The sequence below is a fragment of the Rhodovulum sp. HP10 genome (assembly GCF_047553435.1).
In the GTDB taxonomy this organism is placed as follows: domain Bacteria; phylum Pseudomonadota; class Alphaproteobacteria; order Rhodobacterales; family Rhodobacteraceae; genus Rhodovulum.
The window spans coordinates 1,964,206-1,985,149 of the sequence record NZ_CP180201.1; the positions used below are offsets into that span (position 1 = coordinate 1,964,206).

Consider the following 20,944-nt stretch of genomic DNA (forward strand, 5'->3'; position numbering starts at 1 on the left):
CTTGCAGGGTCTCACACCCCTCCTTATATACGCCCGAGAAACGGGCCCGGGCGACCGTGGCCCATGGGATCGGGGCGCAGAGGCCTCCTGAGGGTCTGCTCCCCACAACATCGCCGAATGAAGAGGTAAGATATCATGGGTAAAGTCATCGGGATCGACCTCGGGACCACCAACTCCTGCGTCGCCATCATGGACGGGGCGCAACCCCGGGTCATCGAGAATGCCGAAGGCGCGCGGACGACCCCGTCGATCGTGGCCTTCACCGACAACGAGCGCCTGGCCGGCCAGCCCGCCAAGCGCCAGGCCGTCACCAACCCCGAGAACACCGTCTTTGCAGTCAAGCGGCTGATCGGCCGCCGGGTCGACGACGCCGAGGTCGAGAAGGACAAGAAGCACGTCCCCTATTCCATCGTGGACGGCGGCAATGGCGACGCCTGGGTCAGCGTCCGCGGCGAGAAATACTCGCCCAGCCAGATCTCGGCCTTCATCCTGCAGAAGATGAAGGAAACCGCCGAAAGCTATCTCGGCGAGGACGTGACGCAGGCCGTCATCACCGTTCCGGCCTATTTCAACGACGCCCAGCGTCAGGCCACCAAGGATGCCGGCAAGATCGCCGGTCTCGAGGTGCTGCGCATCATCAACGAGCCGACGGCCGCCGCACTGGCCTACGGGCTCGACAAGAAGGAAACCCGCACCATCGCGGTCTATGACCTCGGCGGCGGCACCTTCGACATCACCATTCTGGAAATCGACGACGGCCTGTTCGAGGTGAAATCGACCAACGGGGACACCTTCCTCGGCGGCGAGGACTTCGACATGCGCATCGTCGCCTACCTGGCCGACGAGTTCAAAAAGGAACACGGCGTCGATCTGACCAGGGACAAGATGGCCCTGCAACGGCTGAAGGAAGCCGCCGAGAAGGCCAAGATCGAGCTGTCCTCCTCCAGCCAGACCGAAATCAACCAGCCGTTCATCTCGATGGACCCGCAGGCCGGCACGCCGCTGCACCTGGTGATGAAGCTGACCCGCGCCAAGCTGGAAAGCCTCGTCGGCGACCTGATCAAGCGCTCGATCAAGCCCTGCCAGGATGCGCTGAAGGATGCCGGGCTCTCGACCTCGGATATCGACGAGGTGGTGCTGGTCGGGGGCATGACCCGGATGCCCCGGGTCATCGAGGAAGTGACCAAGTTCTTCGGCAAGGAACCGCACAAGGGCGTGAACCCCGACGAGGTCGTGGCCATGGGCGCCGCGATCCAGGCCGGCGTGCTGCAGGGCGACGTCAAGGACGTGGTGCTGCTTGACGTGACCCCGCTGTCTCTGGGCATCGAGACCCTGGGCGGCGTCTTCACCCGGCTGATCGACCGCAACACCACGATCCCGACCAAGAAAAGCCAGATCTTCTCGACCGCCGAGGACAACCAGAGCGCCGTGACGATCCGGGTCTTCCAGGGCGAGCGCGAGATGGCGGCCGACAACAAGATGCTCGGCCAGTTCAATCTCGAGGAAATCCCGCCCGCGCCGCGCGGCATGCCGCAGATCGAGGTGACCTTCGACATCGACGCCAACGGCATCGTCTCGGTCTCGGCCAAGGACAAGGGCACCGGCCGCGAACAGAAGATCACGATCCAGGCCTCGGGCGGTCTCTCGGATGACGAGATCGACAAGATGGTGCGCGAGGCCGAGGCCAATGCCGAAGCCGACAAGTCGCGCCGCGAACTGGTCGAGACCAAGAACCAGGCCGAAAGCCTGATCCACTCGACCGAGAAGTCGATCGAGGAACATGGCGACAAGGTCGACCCCTCGACCGTCGAGGCGATCGAGCTGGCCGTGGCCGCGCTGAAGGACGTGCTTGAAAGCGACGATGCCGGCAAGATCAAGGGCGGCATCCAGAACGTGTCCGAGGCCGCGATGAAACTGGGCGAGGCGATCTACAAGGCCCAGCAGCAGGACACCCCGGACAACGACGAGCCCGAGGCCCGCGACGAACCGACCGGTGTGGATGACGAGATCGTCGATGCCGAGTTCGAGGATCTGGACGACGATCGCAAGCGCTCGTGACGCGCGACCGGACCCAAAGCGGCCGGTCCGGGAAACCGGGCCGGCCAGCGTGTTTCGGGAAGAGGGTTAGCTGATGGCAAAGCGCGATTTCTACGAGGTTCTCGGGATTGCCCGCGGCGCCTCGGCCGAAGAGATCAAGAAGGCCTATCGCAAGAAGGCCAAGGAACTGCACCCGGACCGCAATGCGGACAATCCCAAGGCGGAAGGGCAGTTCAAGGAGGTCAACGAGGCCTACGAGACGCTGAAGGACCCCGACAAGAAGGCCGCCTATGACCGGTTCGGCCATGCCGCCTTCGAACAGGGCGGCGGGCGCGGTCCCGGCGGCATGGGCGGCATGGGCGGTGGCTTCGGCGGTCAGGGCGATTTCGCCTCGGCCTTCTCCAACGTCTTCGACGACCTGTTCGGCGATTTCATGGGCGGGGCGGGCCCCGGCGGGCGCCAGCGTGCCACGCGCGGCTCCGACCTGCGCTACAATCTCCGCATCACGCTCGAGGAAGCCTATTCGGGCCTGCAGAAGACGATCAAGGTCCCCAGCTCGGTGGCCTGCGATGTCTGCAATGGCACGGGCGCGGCGGGCGGCGCCGAACCGGCCACCTGTCCGACCTGTTCAGGCATGGGCAAGGTCCGGGCGCAGCAGGGCTTTTTCACCGTGGAACGGACCTGTCCGACCTGCGGCGGCATGGGCCAGATCGTCAAGAACCCCTGCAAGTCCTGCGGCGGCGCAGGCCGGATCGAGCGCGACCGCTCGCTCTCGGTCAACATCCCCGCGGGCGTCGAGACCGGCACCCGGATCCGGCTTGCCGGCGAGGGCGAGGCCGGGCTCAGGGGCGGGCCTGCGGGCGATCTCTACATCTTCATCGAGGTGGCGGGCCATCCGCTCTTCGAGCGCGACGGGCTGAACCTGTTCTGCCGGGTGCCGGTCTCGATGACCGCTGCAGCGCTTGGTGGCGAGATCGAGGTGCCGACCATCGATGGCGGCCGGTCGCGGGTGAAGGTACCCGGCGGCAGCCAGTCCGGCAAGCAGATGCGGCTGCGCAGCAAGGGCATGCCCGCGCTTCGCGGCAATGCCCAGGGCGACATGTTCATCGAGCTTGCGGTCGAGACCCCGGTCAACCTCACCAGCCGCCAGAAAGAGCTTCTGCGCGAATTCGAGGAGCTGAGCGAAGAGAACAATCCGGAAGGATCGTCCTTCTTCACCAAGGTGAAAAGCTTCTGGGACGGGATGAAAAGCTGACGCGGGCCCCCGGCCCGCGTTTTCCCTGCGCTTTCGGCGTCACGCTCGACGGCACTCTCGGCGATAGCCCTGCCCTTTAGCCTTAACCTTTCATTCACCTTGAATCCGGTAGCGTCGGATCATGCCGCGCCCGACGCCACCCTCCTCCTCCGAAGATCCGCCACTGCCGCTTTTCGCAGAGGCGCCGGTGCGCACCCTCGCCCCGGGCGAGCGCCTGCCCTCCTATATCCGCGACCATCGCAGGCGGCTCCGCGACCGCTTCATGGCGGGCGGCGCGGCGGCGATGCCCGATTACGAACTGCTCGAGATGGTGCTGTTCCGCGCCCTGCCGCGGCAGGACGTCAAGCCGCTGGCCCGGCTGCTGCTCGACCGCTTCCGCGACTTCAACGGCGTGCTTTCGGCCCCGGTCGCGCGGCTGCAGGAGGTGCGCGGCGTCGGCCCCTCTGTCATCGTCGAGCTGAAACTGGTCGAGGCGGCGGCACAACGGCTGGCCCGGACCCGGGTCATGCACCGGCCCGTGCTGTCGAGCTGGGACGCGCTTCTGGACTATTGCCGCACCGCCATGGCCCATCGCGAGACCGAGCAGTTCCGGGTGCTGTTTCTCGACCGCAAGAACGTCCTGATCGCCGATGAGGAACAGGCGCGCGGCACCGTCGATCATGTCCCGGTCTATCCGCGCGAGGTGGTCAAGCGTGCGCTGGAGCTGAACGCCTCGGCCCTGATCCTCGTCCATAACCACCCGTCCGGCGACCCGACCCCCTCGCAATCGGACATCTCCATGACGACCCAGATAGAGGCCGCCTGCGCCGCGCTGGGGCTGGTGCTGCACGATCACCTGATCGTCGGCAAGGCGCGCGAGCTCAGCTTCCGGTCGGAAGGCTATCTATAAACGGCCCCGCGGCTCAGCGCAGCCAGAGCTCGACCCGGCGGTTGAGCCGCGCTGTCCAGTCATCCGGCACCCCGCCGTGGCTCTGGTCCGGACCGCCACCGTCACCGTCGCCGCCATTGCACATCACCGGCAGCAGGTCGCCGAAGCCCGCCACCTCGATCCGGACCCGGCCGAAATCGGCGGCGGTCGCGGCTGCGCGTATCGCATCGCGCACCGCCTCGGCATCGCGCCGGGCCTCTGCGCCACCGCCCTCCGGCCCGGCCGCCCCGTCGGAAAACCCGGCCAGGATCAGCCTGCGCCCGTCGAATTGACCTGCCTCCAGCGCCGAGGCCACCGCCGCGATATTGGCCCGCACCTGCGCATCCGCGCCGCCGGGAGCGCTGCGGAAGGTCTCGGACAGGCGAACCGCCCCGCCCAGCGTCGCAACCAGCCGCTGCAATTCCCGCAGACCGTCCCCGGGGCGCGCCTGGGCGATGGCCAGGGCCAGCCGGTCGCCCTGCCGGTCAAGCGGGATCTCCTCGCGCAGGAGATCGACAAACCCCGCCCGGCGGATCGCGATCTGGGCGGCGGGAGTCTTCAGATAGTCCAGAAAATCCCGCCCGAACCGGGGCAACCTGGGGCTGCCGAGATAAAGCGACAGCGGCGCCACATAGGGGTAATCGCCGGTCTTCACGGTCTGCGCCGATGCCACAAGCCGCGTGCCGCAGCCATCCGCCAGCGGGACCTGCAGCGCCTCCCCGAGCGTCGAGAGCCGCGCCAGACCGAAGCCCATGGGATCGGCCGCCACCGCCGTCGCGACCGCTGCCGCGCTTTCATGGCGCCGCGCCGAAGCCACCGGTATCCGGCCTTCCGGCACCCGCGCCTCGGGCCACTGGCGCAGCCCCGGCCCCCGTCCCGGCAGATGGATGATGACCGGCGCCGGGGCCCCGCCGAGCCCGGACCACTCGGCGATCTCGCCGCTCAGAAGCCCCAGAATGGACGCGCGCGAAAGCCCGCGCTCAGGGGCACCCAGCCGGCTATCGGGGGCCACCACCGGGATGATGGCGTCAAGCGCAAGGATACGGCGCCGAAACGGCTGTGACAGATCGCCAAGGCCCGCCTCGCGGACACGGGCGATCTCTTCGGGCAGGATCTCGCGGTCGGCCATCACGATCCGGGCCGCGCCGGTCAACAGGTCGGCAACCCCCTCGCCGGTGCTGCCCGAGGCCAGCACGATCTCGGCCCGCGGCGGACCGCCCTCCGGCGCGCGCAGGCGGAACAGCCGGTTCCGCCCCTCGGCCCCGCGCTCGACGACAAGTCCGCGCGCGGCGGCAAAGCCCTCGATCAGAGCGGGCATCAGCCTCTCGCCCAGCACCGGGCTGCCCGACAGCGCGATCCGCGCCACCCGCGCCCCGGGATCCGGACAGGCCGCGCCCTTGCAGCTCACGCCGGCGCCGTCGACCGTCAGCTGTCCGTAGATGGTGTCGAGCCGGTAGAGCTCGCCATCAAAGCCGAGCAGACGACCGCGGATCCCGGCCGCGCCCTCTTCACGCGGCAGCAGCGTCACCTCTCCGGCCGAAGCGGGCCGCGAGGCAGGAGGGAAAAGCGCAGCGCAGAGAAGGACAGCGCCAATGAGAAACCGCATCGCGACCGGACCGGAGTGATTGCCTCTGTTCGGGCCGAGTGTCCGATCTGGCCGCGCCGATTTCAACCGTCCGGCAGGACGGCCGCCCTGCTCAGACCAGTTGACCGTGGCAATGCTTGAACTTCTTGCCCGAGCCGCAGGGGCAGGGATCGTTGCGGCTGGGATTGCCCCAGGTCTCGGGCCGGGTCTCGTCGAAGCCCGACTGCGCTGCGGCCAGGGCCGCGGGCGCGGGTTCGGTTCCGCCCGCGGGCGCCTCGGCATGCGAGGGCTGGGCCTGTGCCGTCGCCTCGGCCAGCCGGGCCTGCTGTTCGGCAAGCTGGCGGATCATGTCGTTGCGCTCGTCCTCGGTCAGCGGCCGGATCTGTGCAAGTTTCTGGGTCACGTCCTCGCGCAGGCTGTTCAGCATCGATTCGAACAGCGCGAAGCTTTCCGTCTTGTATTCGTTCAGCGGATCGCGCTGCGCATAGCCGCGGAACCCGATGACCGAGCGCAGATGTTCGAGCTTGAGCAGATGTTCGCGCCATTTGGTGTCGATGGCCTGCAACAGCATCTGTTTCTCGATATTGCGCATCGCCTCGAGACCGAACTGCGCCGCCTTCGCGGCCATCGCCTCATCCGAGGCCGTGGCAATCCGCTCGGTGATAAGCTCGTCGTCGACGCCCTCTTCCTCGGCCCAGTCCTTGACCGGCAGGTCGAGATTGAGAGTCTCGGCAACAGCGCGCTGAAGGCCCTCGACATCCCACTGATCGGCATAGGAGCGCGGCGGAATATAGGTCTCGACCAGTTCGTCGATCACCTCCTGGCGCATGTCCTGCACGATATCCGACAGGTCGTCCGCCTCCATGATCTCGCGGCGCTGACCGAAGATGACCTTGCGCTGGTCGTTCATCACGTCGTCGAATTTCAGCAGCTGCTTGCGGATGTCGAAGTTGCGGCCCTCGACCTTGGCCTGGGCCTTTTCGAGCGACTTGTTCACCCAGGGGTGGATGATCGCCTCGCCTTCCTTCATCCCCAGCGTGGAGAGAACCTTCTCCAGACGCTCGGAGCCGAAGATCCGCATCAGGTCGTCTTCCAGCGACAGGAAGAAATAGGACCGGCCAGGGTCGCCCTGACGGCCCGAACGGCCGCGCAGCTGGTTGTCGATGCGGCGCGATTCGTGGCGTTCGGTACCCAGGACGTAAAGCCCGCCGGCCTCGAGGACCTTCTTCTTCTCCTCGGCATGCTCGGCCTCGATCCGGGCGCGCACGGCGTCGGGATGGGCGGTCGGATCGGCGTCGAGCGCCTCCATCACCTTGATCTCGGCATTGCCGCCCAGCTGGATGTCGGTGCCGCGCCCGGCCATGTTGGTGGCGATGGTCACCGCGCCGAAGCGGCCGGCATCGGCGACGATCTGGGCTTCCTGCTCGTGGTGGCGGGCGTTCAGCACGTTATGCGGCACACCTTCCGCCTTGAGCATGTCCGACAGCATCTCGGATTTCTCGATCGAGGTGGTGCCGACCAGAACCGGCTGGCCGCGGTCATGGGCCTCCTTGATCGACTCGACGATGGCGGCGTATTTCTCGGCCGCCGTGCGGTAGACGGCGTCATGCTCGTCGATCCGGGCGACGGGGCGATTGGTCGGGATCTCGACCACGCCAAGCCCATAGATCTGCATGAATTCCTCGGCTTCGGTCGCCGCCGTCCCGGTCATGCCCGCCAGCTTGTCGTAAAGCCGGAAATAGTTCTGGAATGTGACCGAGGCCAGGGTCACGTTCTCGGGCTGGATCTGCACGCCTTCCTTGGCCTCGATGGCCTGGTGCAGCCCGTCGGACAGCCGACGCCCGCGCATCATCCGGCCGGTGAATTCGTCGATCAGCATCACCTCGCCGTCGCGCACGATATATTCCTTGTCCTTCAGGAACATCTTATGCGCCTTCAGCGCCTGCTGGGCGTGGTGGACGATGGTCGTGCTTTCAGGATCGTAAAGCGACTGCCCCTCGGGCAGGATGCCCAGTTCATGAAGCCGCTTCTCCATGAAATCGTTGCCTTCCTCGGTGAAGGTCACGTTGCGCATCTTCTCGTCGAGCGTGTAATGCTCGTCGGTCAGATCGGGCACGACCTTGTCGAGGGTCATGTACAGCTCGGACCGGTCCTGGCTCGGACCCGAGATGATCAGGGGCGTGCGCGCCTCGTCGATCAGGATCGAGTCGACCTCGTCGACGATGGCGTAATAATGCCCGCGCTGCGCCATGTCCTTGAGCTCGGACTTCATGTTGTCGCGCAGATAGTCGAAGCCCAGCTCGTTATTGGTGCTGTAGGTGATATCGGCGCGGTAGGCTGCACGCTTCTCGGGTTCGGGCTGCCACGGATAGACGACGCCGGTGGTCATGCCGAGCATGGCATAGACCTTGCCCATCCATTCGGCGTCGCGCTTGGCGAGGTAGTCGTTCACGGTGACGATATGCACGCCCATGCCGGTCAGCGCGTTCAGATAGGCCGGGAAGGTCGCGACCAGCGTCTTGCCCTCGCCGGTCTTCATCTCGGCGATATTGCCCCGGTGCAGGAAGATGCCACCCACCAGCTGGGTATCGAAGGCCCTCAGCCCCAGCGCCCGGCGCGCGCCCTCGCGGCAGTTGGCGAAAGCCTCGGGCAGCAGCTCGTCCAGCGTCTCGCCCTCGGCGAAGCGGCGCCTGAATTCCAGCGTCTTGGCCTTCAGCCCCTCATCGTCCAGCGCCTGGAATTCGGGCTCCAGCGCATTGATGCGGGCGACCAGCGGACGCACCTTCTTGACCGTCCGGTCGTTCCGGGTCCCGAAGACCTTACGGGTGAGTGTTCCGATGCCCAGCATGTTCTCTCCGCGCGGATGCGTATCTGACAGGATCTTGTACGACGGACCGCTTGCCCGCCTGAGAATGCGGCAATAGAAGTGGCCAAGGAAATAAGGCCGACCCCGAGAACCAGTTGCGATGTAAGGGGAGGCCGGAATGGTGTCAACGCCACCAAGCGCCCGCCGAAAGGAGTGCCCATGTCATTTGACCTCAGACCGCTTGCCGTTCTTGCCCTCGGGGCGACGCTCGCGCTGCCCGCGCTGGCCGACGAGATCGGCCCCGACACGGTCGTCGCACGGGTGGGCGATCAGGAGATCACGATCGGCCACATGATCGTGCTCCGCGCCCAGCTTCCGGCCGAATACCAGCAGCTTCCCGATGACGTTCTGTATCAGGCCGTGCTCGACCAGCTGATCCGGCAGACCGCTGTCGGTGAGGCCATCGGCGAGGATCTCTCGACCGGCGCCCGGCTGGCGCTGGAGAACGAGCGTCGCTCCTTCGTGGCGGGCGAGGCGCTGTCGCGGTTGGCCGAGGCCGCGGTGACCGACGAGGCGGTCAAGGCCGCCTATAACGCCACCTATGGCGACGCCGATCCGATCAACGAATATCACGCCGCCCATATTCTCGTCGACACCGAGGACGAGGCCCAGGCGATCGAGGCCCAGCTCAAGGACGGCGCCGATTTCGCCGAACTCGCCAAGGAGAAATCCACCGGCCCCTCCGGCCCGAATGGCGGCGATCTGGGCTGGTTCTCGGAGGGCATGATGGTCCAGCCCTTCGAGGAGGCCGTGACCGTGCTCGAACCCGGCGAGGTCTCGGCCCCGGTCCAGACCCAGTTCGGCTGGCATGTGATCAAGCTCTACGAGACCCGGCTGAAGGATGCGCCGCGGCTTGCGGATGTGCGCGGCGAGCTGGTGCAGCAGATCCAGCGCGACGCGATGGAAGCGGCGCTTGAGAAATATACCGAGGAGGCCGAGGTCTCCCGCACCGAAATCGAGGTCGACCCCGCGATCCTGAAGGACCAGTCGGTACTCGACCGGTAAGAGCCAAGCGAAGAGGGACAGATGGCCAAGGACAAGAAGAAGAAGGTCGAGACGGAAGAGCCCGGCAAGAAGAAAAAGAAGAAGGCCAGGATCAAGGCGCTCAAGCGCGAAGTCGACCGCATGCGCTCGCAGCTTGTGGCGCTTTCCCAGAAGGTCCCGGCCAAGACCCCGTTGATCTCGCCGCTTGCCCCCGCCGCCGGCTTCCCGGCGCTGCCGGTGATCGAGGGCGCCGAATTCGCGGCGGTGGAAGCGGGCGTGCGCTATCAGGGCCGCCTCGACGTGATGCTGGCCCGGCTTGCCCCCGGCACCGCGATTGCGGGGGTCTTCACCCGCTCGGCCACGCGCTCGGCGCCGGTTCTCGACTGCGAGGCAAAGCTTGCGGCGGCCGCCGACCCCGAAGCGGGTGCGGCGATCCTGGTCAATTCGGGCAATTCCAACGCCTTCACCGGGGCCGCCGGTGCCGAGGCCGTCAAGTCGATTGCGGCCGGCCTGGCCAAGGCTGCGGGCGTGCCCGAGGCGCGGATCTTCACCGCCTCGACCGGCGTCATCGGCGAGCCGTTGCCCCATGAGCGGATCACGGCCGCGCTCGGCGATCTGACCGAACGGCTCTCGCCCCAGGCGATGCCGCTGGCCGCGCGCGCGATCATGACGACCGACACCTTCCCCAAGGGCGCCACGGCGACCATCGAGGTCGAGGGCCAGCCGATCCGGATCGCGGGCATCGCCAAGGGCTCGGGCATGATCGCGCCCGACATGGCGACGATGCTGGCCTATGTCTTCACCGATGCGAAGATCGCGCAGCCGCTTCTGCAGCGGATGCTGGGCAAGCTCTCTGACGAGACCTTCAACAGCATCACCGTCGACGGAGACACGTCAACCTCGGACACGCTGATCCTGGCCGCGACCGGCAAGTCGGAGGCCCCCGAGATCACCGATCTGCGCAGCGCCGCCGGGCGCGCCTTCCAGGAGGCGCTGAGGGGCGTGATGCTGGATCTGGCGCATCAGGTGGTGAAGGATGGCGAGGGCGCGACCAAATTCGTCGAGGTCGCGGTGACCGGCGCGGCCAGCCCTGCCGATGCCCGCAAGGTCGCCATGGCCATCGCCAATTCGCCGCTGGTCAAGACCGCCGTCGCGGGCGAGGACCCGAACTGGGGCCGGATCGTGATGGCGATCGGCAAGTCCGGCGCGCAGGCCGAACGCGACCTGATCTCGATCCGCTTCGGCGACATCCTCGTCGCCGAGAAGGGCTGGGCCGCCGAGAGCTATGCCGAAGAGGTCGGCGCGGCCTACATGAAGCGCGAAGAGCTGGTGATCAACGTCGATCTGGGCCTTGGCAAGGGTGCCTCGACGGTCTGGACCTGCGATTTCACCAAGCGCTACATCGAGATCAACGCGGATTACCGGTCGTGAAGATCGTTCTCGTGGCCGCCGTGGCCCTGATCGACGCGGATGGGCGGGTTCTTCTCGCCCAACGCCCCGCAGGCAAGTCGATGGCCGGTCTCTGGGAATTTCCCGGCGGCAAGATCGAGCCGGGCGAAACCCCCGAAGCCGCGCTGAAACGCGAGCTGAAGGAAGAGCTGGGCATCGACACCTGGGAAAGCTGCATGGCGCCGCTGACCTTCGCCAGTCACTCCTATGACGATTTCCACCTGCTGATGCCGCTTTTCGCCTGCCGCAAATGGCAGGGCCAGCCGCAGGCCCGCGAGGGACAGGTGCTGAAATGGTCTCATGCCAAGGATCTGCGCGATTTCCCGATGCCGCCAGCCGACATTCCGCTGATCCCGGTCCTGCAGGACTGGCTCTGATCCCTGCGACCGGCGGTGCGTGACGGCAGAGCCGCAGGTCAGATCGCTTTCTTAACGGCAAACGGAAGCCGCGGACTGGCCGCACCGGACATTCGCGGCCATGCGACCGGGTATCCGCCCACCGATCACACAGGACGAAACGAAAAGAGGCGCCCGCAGCAGCAGGCGCCTCTTTTCATGTTTCCGTTCGGGTCGGACCCGATCAGGCCAGGGTCCGGACGACTTCCTGACGCTCGAAGATCTCGATGACATCGCCGGCACGAATGTCGTCGTAATTCTCGAAGGCCATGCCGCATTCCTGGCCCGACTGGACCTCGGCGACTTCGTCCTTGAAGCGCTTGAGCGTCTTCAGCGTGCCTTCGTGGACCACCACGTCGTCGCGCAGCAGACGCACCCCGGCCGACCGGCGGGCGACGCCCTCGGTGACCAGACAGCCCGCCACCTTGCCGACGCCCGAGACCTTGAAGACCTCCTTGATCTGGGCATAGCCGATGAAGTTCTCGCGGATCTCGTTCGACAGAAGGCCCGAGGCCGCCGCCTTCACGTCGTCCACGAGGTCGTAGATCACGCTGTAATAGCGGATCTCGACGCCCTTCTGGTTCGCGGCGCTCCGCGCCGGTGCATTGGCCCGGACGTTGAAGCCGATGATCGGCGCGCCCGAGGCCTCGGCGAGGCCAACATCGGTTTCGGTGATGGCCCCGACACCGGCATGCAGCACGCGCACGCGCACCTCGTCGTTGCCGATCTTCTCCATCGCCTGGACGATGGCCTCGGCAGAGCCCTGCACGTCGGCCTTCATCAGGATCGGAAGCTCGGCCACATTGGCATCTTCCTTGGCCTTGGCCAGAAGCTGGTCAAGCGTGGTCGCGGCACCGGCGGCGGCGCGCTTGTCCTTGGCGCTGTGCTCGCGGTATTCGGCGATCTCGCGGGCCTGGGCCTCGGTATCGACCACGTTCAGAACGTCGCCCGCCTCGGGCGTGCCGTTCAGGCCGAGCACCTCGACCGGCACCGACGGACCGGCGGTCTTGACCCGCTCGCCCTTGTCGTTGACCAGCGCGCGGACCTTGCCCCATTGCTCGCCGACGACGAAGATGTCGCCCTGCTTCAGCGTGCCGTTCTGCACCAGAACCGTCGCGACCGGGCCGCGGCCCACATCCAGCTGCGCCTCGATCACGGCGCCCATGGCGGCGCGTTCGGGGTTGGCCTTCAGCTCCAGGATCTCGGCCTGCAGCGCGATGGCCTCGAGCAGCGTGTCGAGCCCCTGGCCGGTCTTGGCCGACACCTCGACATCCTGCACGTCGCCCGACATCGCCTCGACGACCACCTCATGCTGAAGCAGTTCCGTGCGGACGCGCTGCGCGTCGGCGGCGGGCTTGTCGCATTTGTTGATCGCCACGATCATCGGAACGCCCGCGGCCTTGGCATGGTTGATGGCCTCGACCGTCTGCGGCATGACCGAGTCGTCGGCCGCGACCACCAGGACCACGATATCCGTCACCTGGGCGCCGCGCGCCCGCATCGAGGTGAAGGCCGCGTGACCGGGCGTGTCGAGGAAGCTCAGCACCGCCCCGCTATCGGTTTTCACCTGATAGGCGCCGATATGCTGGGTGATGCCGCCGGCCTCGCCCGCCACCACCTTGGCGTTGCGGATCGCGTCCAGCAGCGAGGTCTTGCCGTGGTCGACATGGCCCATGATGGTGATGACCGGCGGACGCGGCTTGAGATCTTCGGCCTTGTCCTCGACGGTGTCGATCACCTGTTCGACATCGGCATCGGACACGCGCACGACCTTGTGGCCGAATTCCTCGACGATCAGTTCGGCAGTATCGGCATCGATCGACTGGTTCTGCGTGACCATCATGCCCATCTGCATCAGCGACTTGACCACGTCGGCGGACCGCACCGCCATCCGGTTGGCCAGTTCCTGAACCAGGATGGTCTCGGGCACCTGCACGTCGCGCACGACCTTCTCGTGCTTGTCGGCGCCGCCCATCGCCTTCTGGCGCATCCGTTCCTGCTTGCGCTTCATCGCCGCCAGCGAGCGCTGACGTCCGCCCTCGCCACCGGTGAGCGCCTGGCTCACGGTCAGCTTGCCGGAGCGGCGGTCGCCCTTGCCCGGCGAGGTCTTGCCACGGTTCGGGCGGTCGGCGCCGCCCTCGCGTTCGCGGTCTACCTTGCGCGGAGACGCTGTCTTGGCAGGAGCGCGAGTCTCTTCGGGCCCGGCCGCAGGGAGGGACTTTGCGGGCGCGACGGCTGCGCGTTCGGCATCCGCCGCCTTCTTCTTGGCGGCTTCCTCGTCCTCGCGCTTCTTGCGCTCTTCCTCTTCGGCCTTGCGGCGGGCGGCCTCTTCGATCTCGCGCTGCTCGCGCTCCTTCGCCTCGGCTTCCTCGCGGCGGCGCTGGCGCTCTTCCTCGCGCTGACGCTCGTCTTCCGCACGTTGCCGGGCCTCTTCGGCCTCACGCAGCTTGGCGGCCTGCAGCGCCTTCAGCCGACGCTCCATCTCGGCATCGGAAATCCCGGCCGGGCGCCTGGACGGATCGCCTCCGGCATGCCCGCCCCCAGCCCCGCCAGATTTCGCGGCTCCTGGCTTGGGCACGACAACGCGCTTGCGCTTGGTCTCGACGACCACGTTCTTGGTGCGGCCATGCGAAAAGCTCTGCTTCACCTGGCCGGACCGCGAACCACCGCGCAAACCCAAAGTCTTCTTGCCGTCAGTATCGTCCATAAGGTCTTCAACCCTTTCCGGGGGTCCCTCCCCCGTCCTTCTTGCGCACGCCCGAAAGCTTGGCGGCATCCTCTACTACACGTTCGGTGAGTCCGCCAGCCGCAAGCGCGCCATGTATCACATGTTCCCGGCCGAAAGCCAAACCCAATTCCAGGGCCGTCAGACAGCCGATGAATCCATCGTCTTCGCGGGGCGGGCGAAGCTTGGTCTTGCCCCGTTCCGACCCGTCGCTGGCCTGGATCAGGACCGACGCCTGCCCGCTGTCCAGCCAGCCTTTCACCTTCTCGTAGCCCGCCACCGCGCAGCCCGCCTTGCGGGCCAGTGACAGGCTGTCGACCAGCCGGCGCAACAGCCCCGCCTCGACCTGCGCCAGCAGGTCCACGGGCACCGCCACCGGCCGTTTTGCCGCACGCGAGAACAGGCGCTTCTTCACCGCCATCTCCAACGCGTCGCGGTCGGCCGCGATCCACATGCCGCGGCCCGGCAACTTGCCCAGCAGATCGGGCACCGCCGCATCGCCGGGACCGACCACGAACCGGATCAGCCCCGCCTTCGGCGTCACCTCACCCGTGGCGATGCACCGCCTCTGCGGCTCGTCGGCCGATCTGCCTGCATCTGCTCGGGCCATGGCCGCTCTCCGGGGCCGGGCCTCAGGCCCCGGCCTCCTCCTCGCCGCCCTCTTCTTCCTCGGGCCCGGCTTCCGGCTCGAGCTCGGAGGGATCGACCCAGCCAAGCAGGACACGCGCCGTCATCACGAGGGTCTGGGCTTCTTCCAGAGAGACGTCGAATTTTTCGAGAATACCCTCGTCCTTGACCCGCTCGCCATTGACCGTGGTCCAGCCACCGGCAAGCTCCCAGTCGGCACAGGTCGCGAAATCTTCCAGCGTCTTCACGCCATCCTCGGCCAGTGCCCCGATCATTTGGGGTGTCAGGCCCTCGAAGTCAACCAGGCTGTCCTCGACGCCAAGCTCGCGCGCATGTTCCAGGGCCTTGCGGTTCGCCTCTTCGATATGGTCGCGGGCCCGGGCCTGCAGCTCGCCGGCGGTATCCTCGTCGACCCCGTCGATCACCAGAAGCTCGTCGATGTCGACATAGGCGACCTCTTCGAGATTGGTGAATCCTTCCGAGACCAGAAGCTGGGCGAAGAACTCGTCGAGATCGAGCGTGTCCATGAACAGCCTGGTGCGTTCCTCGAACTCGGCCTGGCGGCGCTGGCTTTCCTCGGCCTCGGTCATGATGTCGATGTCGAGCGCGGTCAGCTGCGAGGCCAGCCGCACGTTCTGGCCGCGGCGCCCGATCGCGAGCGACAGCTGCTCGTCCGGCACCACCACCTCGATCTTGCCGGCCTCCTCGTCGATCACGACCTTCGAGACCTCGGCCGGCTGCAGCGCGTTCACGAGGAAGGTCGCCTGATCCTCATTCCACGGAATGATGTCGATCTTCTCACCCTGCAATTCGTTCACCACGGCCTGCACGCGCGAGCCGCGCATGCCGACGCAGGCCCCCACCGGGTCGATAGAGCTGTCATAGGAAATGACCGCGATCTTCGCGCGCGAGCCCGGATCGCGGGCCACTGCCTTGATCTCGATGATGCCGTCGTAGATTTCCGGCACTTCCATCTTGAACAGCTCGGCCATGAATTCCGGCGCGGTCCGGCTGAGGAAGATCTGCGGGCCGCGGGTCTCGCGGCGCACATCCTTGATATAACAGCGGATGCGGTCGTTCGGGCGATAGCTTTCGCGGCCGATCTTCTCGTTCCGGCGCAGGATGCCCTCGCCCCGGCCGATATCGACGATGACGTTGCCGTATTCCTCGCGCTTGACCTGACCGTTGATGATCGTGCCGGCGCGGTCCTTGAATTCCTCGTACTGGCGGTCGCGCTCGGCCTCGCGGACCTTCTGCAGGATGACCTGCTTGGCCGATTGCGCGGCGATCCGCCCCAGCTCGACCGGGGGCACCTCATCGACCACCGTGTCTCCGATCTGCGGATCGGTCAGGTATTGTTTCGCCTGCTTGACGGTCAGCTCGGCCTGATAGTTTTCCAGCGCCTCGTCCTCGACCACGGTGCGGACCCGGGTGAAGGTGGCGCGGCCGGTCTTGCGGTCGATCGACACGCGGATGTCCATCTCGGACCCGTAGCGCGACTTGGCGGCCCGGGCGAGCGACTCTTCCATCGCCTGCACGACCAGATCGGGGTCGATCATCTTCTCGCGCGCCACCGCCTCGGCGGTCTGCAACAGTTCGAGCTGGTTGGCAGAGGTAATCGCCATGTCTCAGTCCTCCTGCGGGACGGACCCGTCGTCCGTCTCGATCTCGTCAAAGTCGCTCTCGTCGATGAGGCCCGCATCCTTGCGCGCCTTCAGCATCTCGCGAATCAGCTCTTCGGTCAGCACCAGCTTGGCATCCGAAAGCCAGTCATATTGCAGCCCGATGATCACCGGCGTGCCTTCCGGGCCGTCGATCTCGATCAGAACCTCGCCATCCTCGACGCCCTGCAGCACGCCCTTGAAGCGGCGGCGGCCGTCGATCATCTCGGCGGTCTCGAGCTTGGCCTCGTAGCCTTCCCAGGTGCCGAAATCCTTCAGCCGGGTCAGGGGCCGGTCGATCCCGGGCGAGGAGACTTCCAGCGTATAGGCCTCGTCGACCGGGTCCTCGACATCGAGCAGCGCCGAGATCGCGGTCGAGATCTTCGCGCAGTCATCGACCTCGATCCCGCCATCGGGCCGTTCGGCCATCACCTGCAGGGTCTTGGTCTTGCCGCCCATCAGACGGACGCGCACCAGCTCGAAGCCCATCCCCTCGATGGCAGGGGTGAGGATCTCGGCCAGGCGCCGGTCGATGGCGGTCTTGGCGATGAGTTCGGACATGGTCAGCGTTCCAGAAACAAAAAAGCGGGCCAACGGCCCGCACATACCTATCCGGTGGAGGTTCGGGTTTGGACGCCGAACCACCGTTGTTGATCGGTCATATACGCCCGGATCGCGCGGAAGGCAAGGGATAGTCGCGCGGGCGCCGGCTCAGGACGGCTTGCGCGCAATCAGGAACAATACCGGCACCCGGCCGCCCTCGGGGCGCCAGTCCTCGATGACCCCGAAGCCCGCCGCCGCGATCTCGGCCCGGAGCCCGTCGGCCGTCAGCGGGTTGAAGAGCGGCAGAAGCCCGAGCGCATGTCCGGTCCGGATCGCCCCGCGAAACAGCCACGGCGCCCCGGCCGCGCAGGCGGTGGAGGACACGAACACGCCGCCCGGCTTCAGCATCCGCCGGACCCGGGCCAGCGCGCCCGCCCGGTCGGGCAGAAGATGCAGCACGTTATGCGCCATCACCATGTCGAAGGCCGCAGGGCTGTCGGGCATGTCCGACAGATCGCCGACCCGGAACTCGACATTGCCGATACCCGCCTCGGCCGCCTTCTGCCGCGCGATCCCGATCATCGCCGGGGCACAGTCGATGGCGGTGACATGGCCCGCATGGGGCGCGTGCCGCAGGGCCGTCGTGCCGGTGCCGCAGCCGAATTCGAAGACCTGCGCATCCGGCCCAAGAAAGGCCCGCGTCATCGCAAGCTTCTTCTCATAGGCGTCGGGATCGCGAACCGTCATCCGGGCATAGCGGGGCGCCAGCCGGTCCCAGAAGCGGGCGTTGACATGCATGGCTAGAACCCCAGCGCCACGGCGTGACGCTGGACGGTGCGCATGGTGCGCACCAGCTCGGCACTGATTCCCGGCTCGGACAGGGCATGCCCGGCCATCGGAACCATCTTCAGCTCGGCCCGGTCCCAGCGCTCGGCCAGCCGAAAGGCCGAGACCGGCGGGCAGACCATGTCATAGCGGCCCTGCACGATGGTCGCGGGCACATGCGAGATCCGCGACACATCGTCGATGAGCTGACCGTCGCGCTCGAGAAAGCCGCGATTCATGAAATAGTGGTTCTCGAGCCGGGCGAAGGCGCGGGCGTAATCGGCGGGCGCCTCTCCGGCCGGGCCCTCATGCCCGATCGCGGCCAGCGCGTTCTCCCAGGCAGACCAGGCCCGGGCATGGCGGGTCTCGGTCAGAAGGTCCCCTGAAAACAGCCGCCGGTGATAGGCCGCGATCATGTCGGACCGCTCGTCCGCCGGGATCGGGGCCGAGAAGCGGGCCCAGAGATCAGGCCAGAACTGCCCGGCACCGCCGCCATAGAACCAGTCGAGCTCGGCCCCGGTCATCAGGAAGACCCCGCGCAGCGCCATGTAGGCGACCCGTTCGGGATGGGTCTCGGCATAGGCCAGCGCCAGCGTCGCGCCCCAGCTTCCGCCGAACAGGACCCAGCGGTCGATGCCCAGCGTCTCGCGGATCTGCTCGATATCGGCGATCAGATGCCAGGTGGTGTTGTTCTCGACACAGGCATGGGGCCGCGACCGGCCGCAGCCGCGCTGGTCGAACAGCACGATCCGGTATTCCGTCGGGTCGAAATAGCGCCGCATCGCCGGGCTGCAGCCTCCGCCCGGCCCGCCATGCAGCACGATCACCGGAATGCCCTGCGGATGCCCGCATTGCTCGACATAGATCCGATGGCCGTCGCCGACATCCAGCATGCGCTGATCGAACGGGTCGATCGGCGGATAAAGATGCTGCGATGCGCGCTTTTGGCCTGCGGATTTGTCCATGACCCGTCTATATAACTCTCGAAAACCGGCCCCCGAGGGGGGTGCAGACAGAAGACAGGAACGGAGCCCGCGATGCAAGCAGCAGAGACAACCGTCGACCCTTCCGAAGTCGCAAAATTCGAGGCCATGGCCGCCGAATGGTGGGACCCGACCGGCAAATTCAAGCCGCTGCACATGCTGAACCCCTGCCGGCTGGACTACATCACGCGCCAGATTGCCGCGGAGTTCGACCGCGACCTGAGCGCCGAGGCGCCCTTCAGGGGGCTCAGGCTGCTCGATATCGGCTGCGGCGGCGGGCTGCTGTCCGAGCCCATGGCGCGTCTCGGCGCCGAGGTCGTGGGCGCCGATGCTGCCGAGCGCAACATCCCGGTGGCGCGGATCCATGCCGAACAGTCGGGGCTCGAGATCGATTACCGCCACACCACCGCCGAGGCGCTGGCCGAGGCCGGCGAGCAGTTCGACGTGGTCCTGAACATGGAGGTGGTCGAGCATGTGGCCGATCCGCTGGCCTATCTGACCGCCTGCCGCACACTTCTGAAACCGGGCGGGCTGCATCTTTGCTCGACCATCAACCGCAACCCCAAGGCCTTCGTGATGACCATCCTGGGCGCCGAATACGTGATGCGCTGGCTGCCGAAGGGCACCCATGAATACCAGAAGTTCATCACCCCGGACGAGCTGTGCGGCCTGCTGGAGCAGGCCGGGCTGAAACTGCTGGACCGCAGCGGCTTCGTGTTCAACCCGCTGACCTGGGACTGGTCGATCTCGAGCCGCGACCTGTCGGTAAACTACGTCACCGCCGCCCGCAAACCGGCCTGACGCCTTTTTTTGGGGGGGGACCGACCCGCCCCCCCTAGCCTTCCAGCTTCTGGCGAAGCATCCGCAAGACCGTCAGCGCCGCCTTCAGCCGGTCCTCGCCGATATCGGCCACCGCCTCGGCCAGGACCGGTGCCACCGCCTGGATCGCGGCCTCGCGCGCCGCACGCCCCGACGGGCTGATCGAGACCATCTTGCGCCGCGCATCGTCCCAGTCGGGCCGGATATGCACATGCCCCGCCCATTCCAGCCGGCCCAGCGTGTTGGTCATCGCGCCCCGGGTGACATGGAAGGCGGCCGCGAGCTGCGCCGGGCTGCGCTCTTCGTTCAGCCGCGCCAGATGGTTCAGCACGGAAAAGTGACTGATCTCCATGCCCTTGGGCAGGGCCTTCGAAATCCGGTTCCGTGCCAGCTGATCGGCCATGAAGATCTCGCTGAAGAGCGTCACGACCAGGCTCTCGCTGATCTCGGTCACGGCCCCTCGAAATCCCGGTCGTGGAAGATCGAGGGCACCCGCGCCCGCGCCCGGGCCACCTCCTCGCGGTCAAGCTCGACATAGACGATGCCCGGTGCCTCGCCGCCATCGGCCAGAACCTCGCCCCAGGGCGCCACCGCCAGGCTGTGGCCATGGGTTCGCCGCGGCTGGCCTTCCGAGGCCGGATGCAGCCCGCATTGCGCCGGCGCCAGCACATAGCAGCCGGTCTCGATGGCACGGGCGCGCAGGAGCGGCTCCCAATGGGCAGTCCCCGTCACCGGCGAGAAGGCCGCGGGCACGGTCAGGATCTCGGCGCCCGCCTTGGCCATCGCCCGGAACAGATGCGCAAAGCGCAGGTCATAGCAGATCGCCATGCCGACCGCGCCGAACGGCGTCGGCGCCACGACCGCACGCGTGCCCGGCCGGTAGCCGTCGGATTCGCGGAAGGTCTCGGTCTCGCTGATCTCGACATCGAACATGTGGATCTTGTCATAGCGGGCGACGATGCCGCCGCCCGGCTCGATCAGGACCGAGCGGTTGGCAAAGCGGCCATCCCCGTCCGTCGTCTTCAACCCGAGCGAGCCGATCAGCAGCCAGATCCCGAGCGACGCGGCCTCGTGCCGCAACGCCGCCAGGGTCGGATCCGCGGCCTCTTCCGTCAGCACGTCCCGCTGCCAGTCCCGGCTGGTCGAGAGGCAGTTGGTCACCTCTGGGGTCAGGACGAAGCCGGCGCCGCCCGCCGCCGCCTCGCGCACCAGCTCGCGCACCTGGCCGATATTCTCCTCCGGCAGGTCCGAGGAGGTCATCTGGATCAGCGCCGCGCGCATCG

General features: G+C 66.9%; 17 protein-coding genes. 7 read left to right on the plus strand and 10 right to left on the minus strand.

Features of this window, described 5'->3' with window-relative positions; all coding sequences use genetic code 11:
• The first annotated feature begins 135 nt into the window (after nt 1–135).
• From dnaK to radC, 3 genes are all read left to right on the plus strand, one after another.
• A complete protein-coding gene (dnaK, locus tag ACK8CO_RS09145; protein WP_080614798.1) occupies nt 136–2,058 on the plus strand; it encodes a molecular chaperone DnaK in 1,923 nt (640 codons plus the stop codon).
• Between the two features lie 73 nt (nt 2,059–2,131).
• Nucleotides 2,132–3,292, plus strand: a complete 1,161-nt coding sequence (dnaJ, locus tag ACK8CO_RS09150; RefSeq protein WP_080614797.1) for a molecular chaperone DnaJ — start codon at nt 2,132–2,134, stop codon at nt 3,290–3,292.
• Between the two features lie 121 nt (nt 3,293–3,413).
• A complete protein-coding gene (gene radC, locus ACK8CO_RS09155; protein ID WP_080614796.1) occupies nt 3,414–4,181 on the plus strand; it encodes a RadC family protein in 768 nt (255 codons plus the stop codon).
• A 13-nt stretch (nt 4,182–4,194) separates the two neighbouring features.
• Here the strand turns inward: radC and ACK8CO_RS09160 are convergent, their stop codons facing one another.
• Both ACK8CO_RS09160 and secA read right to left on the minus strand, forming a co-directional pair.
• Nucleotides 4,195–5,727 (minus strand): substrate-binding domain-containing protein, encoded by a 1,533-nt coding sequence (locus ACK8CO_RS09160; protein ID WP_414898933.1) that lies wholly within the window; start codon nt 5,725–5,727, stop codon nt 4,195–4,197.
• 169 nt (nt 5,728–5,896) lie between these two features.
• Nucleotides 5,897–8,632, minus strand: coding sequence for a preprotein translocase subunit SecA (gene secA, locus ACK8CO_RS09165; RefSeq protein WP_414898934.1), 2,736 nt, complete (start codon nt 8,630–8,632; stop codon nt 5,897–5,899).
• 177 nt (nt 8,633–8,809) lie between these two features.
• Here secA and ACK8CO_RS09170 point away from each other — a divergent pair, with 177 nt between their 5' ends.
• The 3 genes from ACK8CO_RS09170 (at nt 8,810) to mutT (ending at nt 11,460) form a co-directional block, all read left to right on the plus strand.
• Complete coding sequence (locus ACK8CO_RS09170; RefSeq protein WP_080614793.1) at nt 8,810–9,655, plus strand: peptidylprolyl isomerase; 846 nt, start codon at nt 8,810–8,812, stop codon at nt 9,653–9,655.
• A gap of 120 nt (nt 9,656–9,775) precedes the next feature.
• Nucleotides 9,776–11,065: a bifunctional glutamate N-acetyltransferase/amino-acid acetyltransferase ArgJ gene (argJ, locus tag ACK8CO_RS09175; RefSeq protein WP_231119325.1), complete on the plus strand. Its 1,290-nt coding sequence runs from the start codon at nt 9,776–9,778 to the stop codon at nt 11,063–11,065.
• A complete protein-coding gene (mutT, locus tag ACK8CO_RS09180; RefSeq protein WP_080614791.1) occupies nt 11,062–11,460 on the plus strand; it encodes an 8-oxo-dGTP diphosphatase MutT in 399 nt (132 codons plus the stop codon). The genes argJ and mutT overlap by 4 nt, the downstream gene beginning before the upstream one ends.
• Nucleotides 11,461–11,662: 202 nt before the next feature.
• Here mutT and infB read toward each other — a convergent pair whose 3' ends face one another.
• From infB to pip, 6 genes are all read right to left on the minus strand, one after another.
• Nucleotides 11,663–14,185 (minus strand): translation initiation factor IF-2, encoded by a 2,523-nt coding sequence (infB, locus tag ACK8CO_RS09185; protein ID WP_414898935.1) that lies wholly within the window; start codon nt 14,183–14,185, stop codon nt 11,663–11,665.
• Nucleotides 14,186–14,192: 7 nt separating this feature from the next.
• Complete coding sequence (locus ACK8CO_RS09190; RefSeq protein WP_414898936.1) at nt 14,193–14,813, minus strand: RNA-binding protein; 621 nt, start codon at nt 14,811–14,813, stop codon at nt 14,193–14,195.
• A gap of 22 nt (nt 14,814–14,835) precedes the next feature.
• A complete protein-coding gene (gene nusA, locus ACK8CO_RS09195; RefSeq protein WP_080614788.1) occupies nt 14,836–16,455 on the minus strand; it encodes a transcription termination factor NusA in 1,620 nt (539 codons plus the stop codon).
• A 3-nt stretch (nt 16,456–16,458) separates the two neighbouring features.
• The gene (gene rimP / locus ACK8CO_RS09200; RefSeq protein ID WP_196774301.1) at nt 16,459–17,052 is read right to left on the minus strand and encodes a ribosome maturation factor RimP; all 594 of its coding nucleotides are present in this window, start codon (nt 17,050–17,052) and stop codon (nt 16,459–16,461) included.
• Nucleotides 17,053–17,202: 150 nt separating this feature from the next.
• Entirely contained in the window at nt 17,203–17,832 is a 630-nt protein-coding gene (locus ACK8CO_RS09205) for a class I SAM-dependent methyltransferase (RefSeq protein WP_414898937.1), read from the minus strand.
• 2 nt (nt 17,833–17,834) lie between these two features.
• Nucleotides 17,835–18,824, minus strand: coding sequence for a prolyl aminopeptidase (gene pip / locus ACK8CO_RS09210; RefSeq protein ID WP_080614785.1), 990 nt, complete (start codon nt 18,822–18,824; stop codon nt 17,835–17,837).
• Nucleotides 18,825–18,896: 72 nt separating this feature from the next.
• On the opposite strand from pip, the gene ubiG reads away from it, so the two are divergent.
• Nucleotides 18,897–19,643, plus strand: a complete 747-nt coding sequence (ubiG, locus tag ACK8CO_RS09215; RefSeq protein WP_414898938.1) for a bifunctional 2-polyprenyl-6-hydroxyphenol methylase/3-demethylubiquinol 3-O-methyltransferase UbiG — start codon at nt 18,897–18,899, stop codon at nt 19,641–19,643.
• Nucleotides 19,644–19,677: 34 nt separating this feature from the next.
• On the opposite strand, the gene ACK8CO_RS09220 is transcribed toward ubiG, so the two are convergent.
• Together ACK8CO_RS09220 and ACK8CO_RS09225 are read right to left on the minus strand one after the other, a co-directional pair.
• Nucleotides 19,678–20,064 carry a MarR family winged helix-turn-helix transcriptional regulator gene (locus ACK8CO_RS09220; RefSeq protein WP_369822849.1) on the minus strand — a complete coding sequence of 129 codons (387 nt, stop codon included), beginning with the start codon at nt 20,062–20,064 and terminating at the stop codon, nt 19,678–19,680.
• Nucleotides 20,065–20,111: 47 nt separating this feature from the next.
• Nucleotides 20,112–20,942 (minus strand): carbon-nitrogen hydrolase family protein, encoded by an 831-nt coding sequence (locus ACK8CO_RS09225; RefSeq protein WP_414898939.1) that lies wholly within the window; start codon nt 20,940–20,942, stop codon nt 20,112–20,114.
• Between the last annotated feature and the right edge of the window lie 2 nt (nt 20,943–20,944).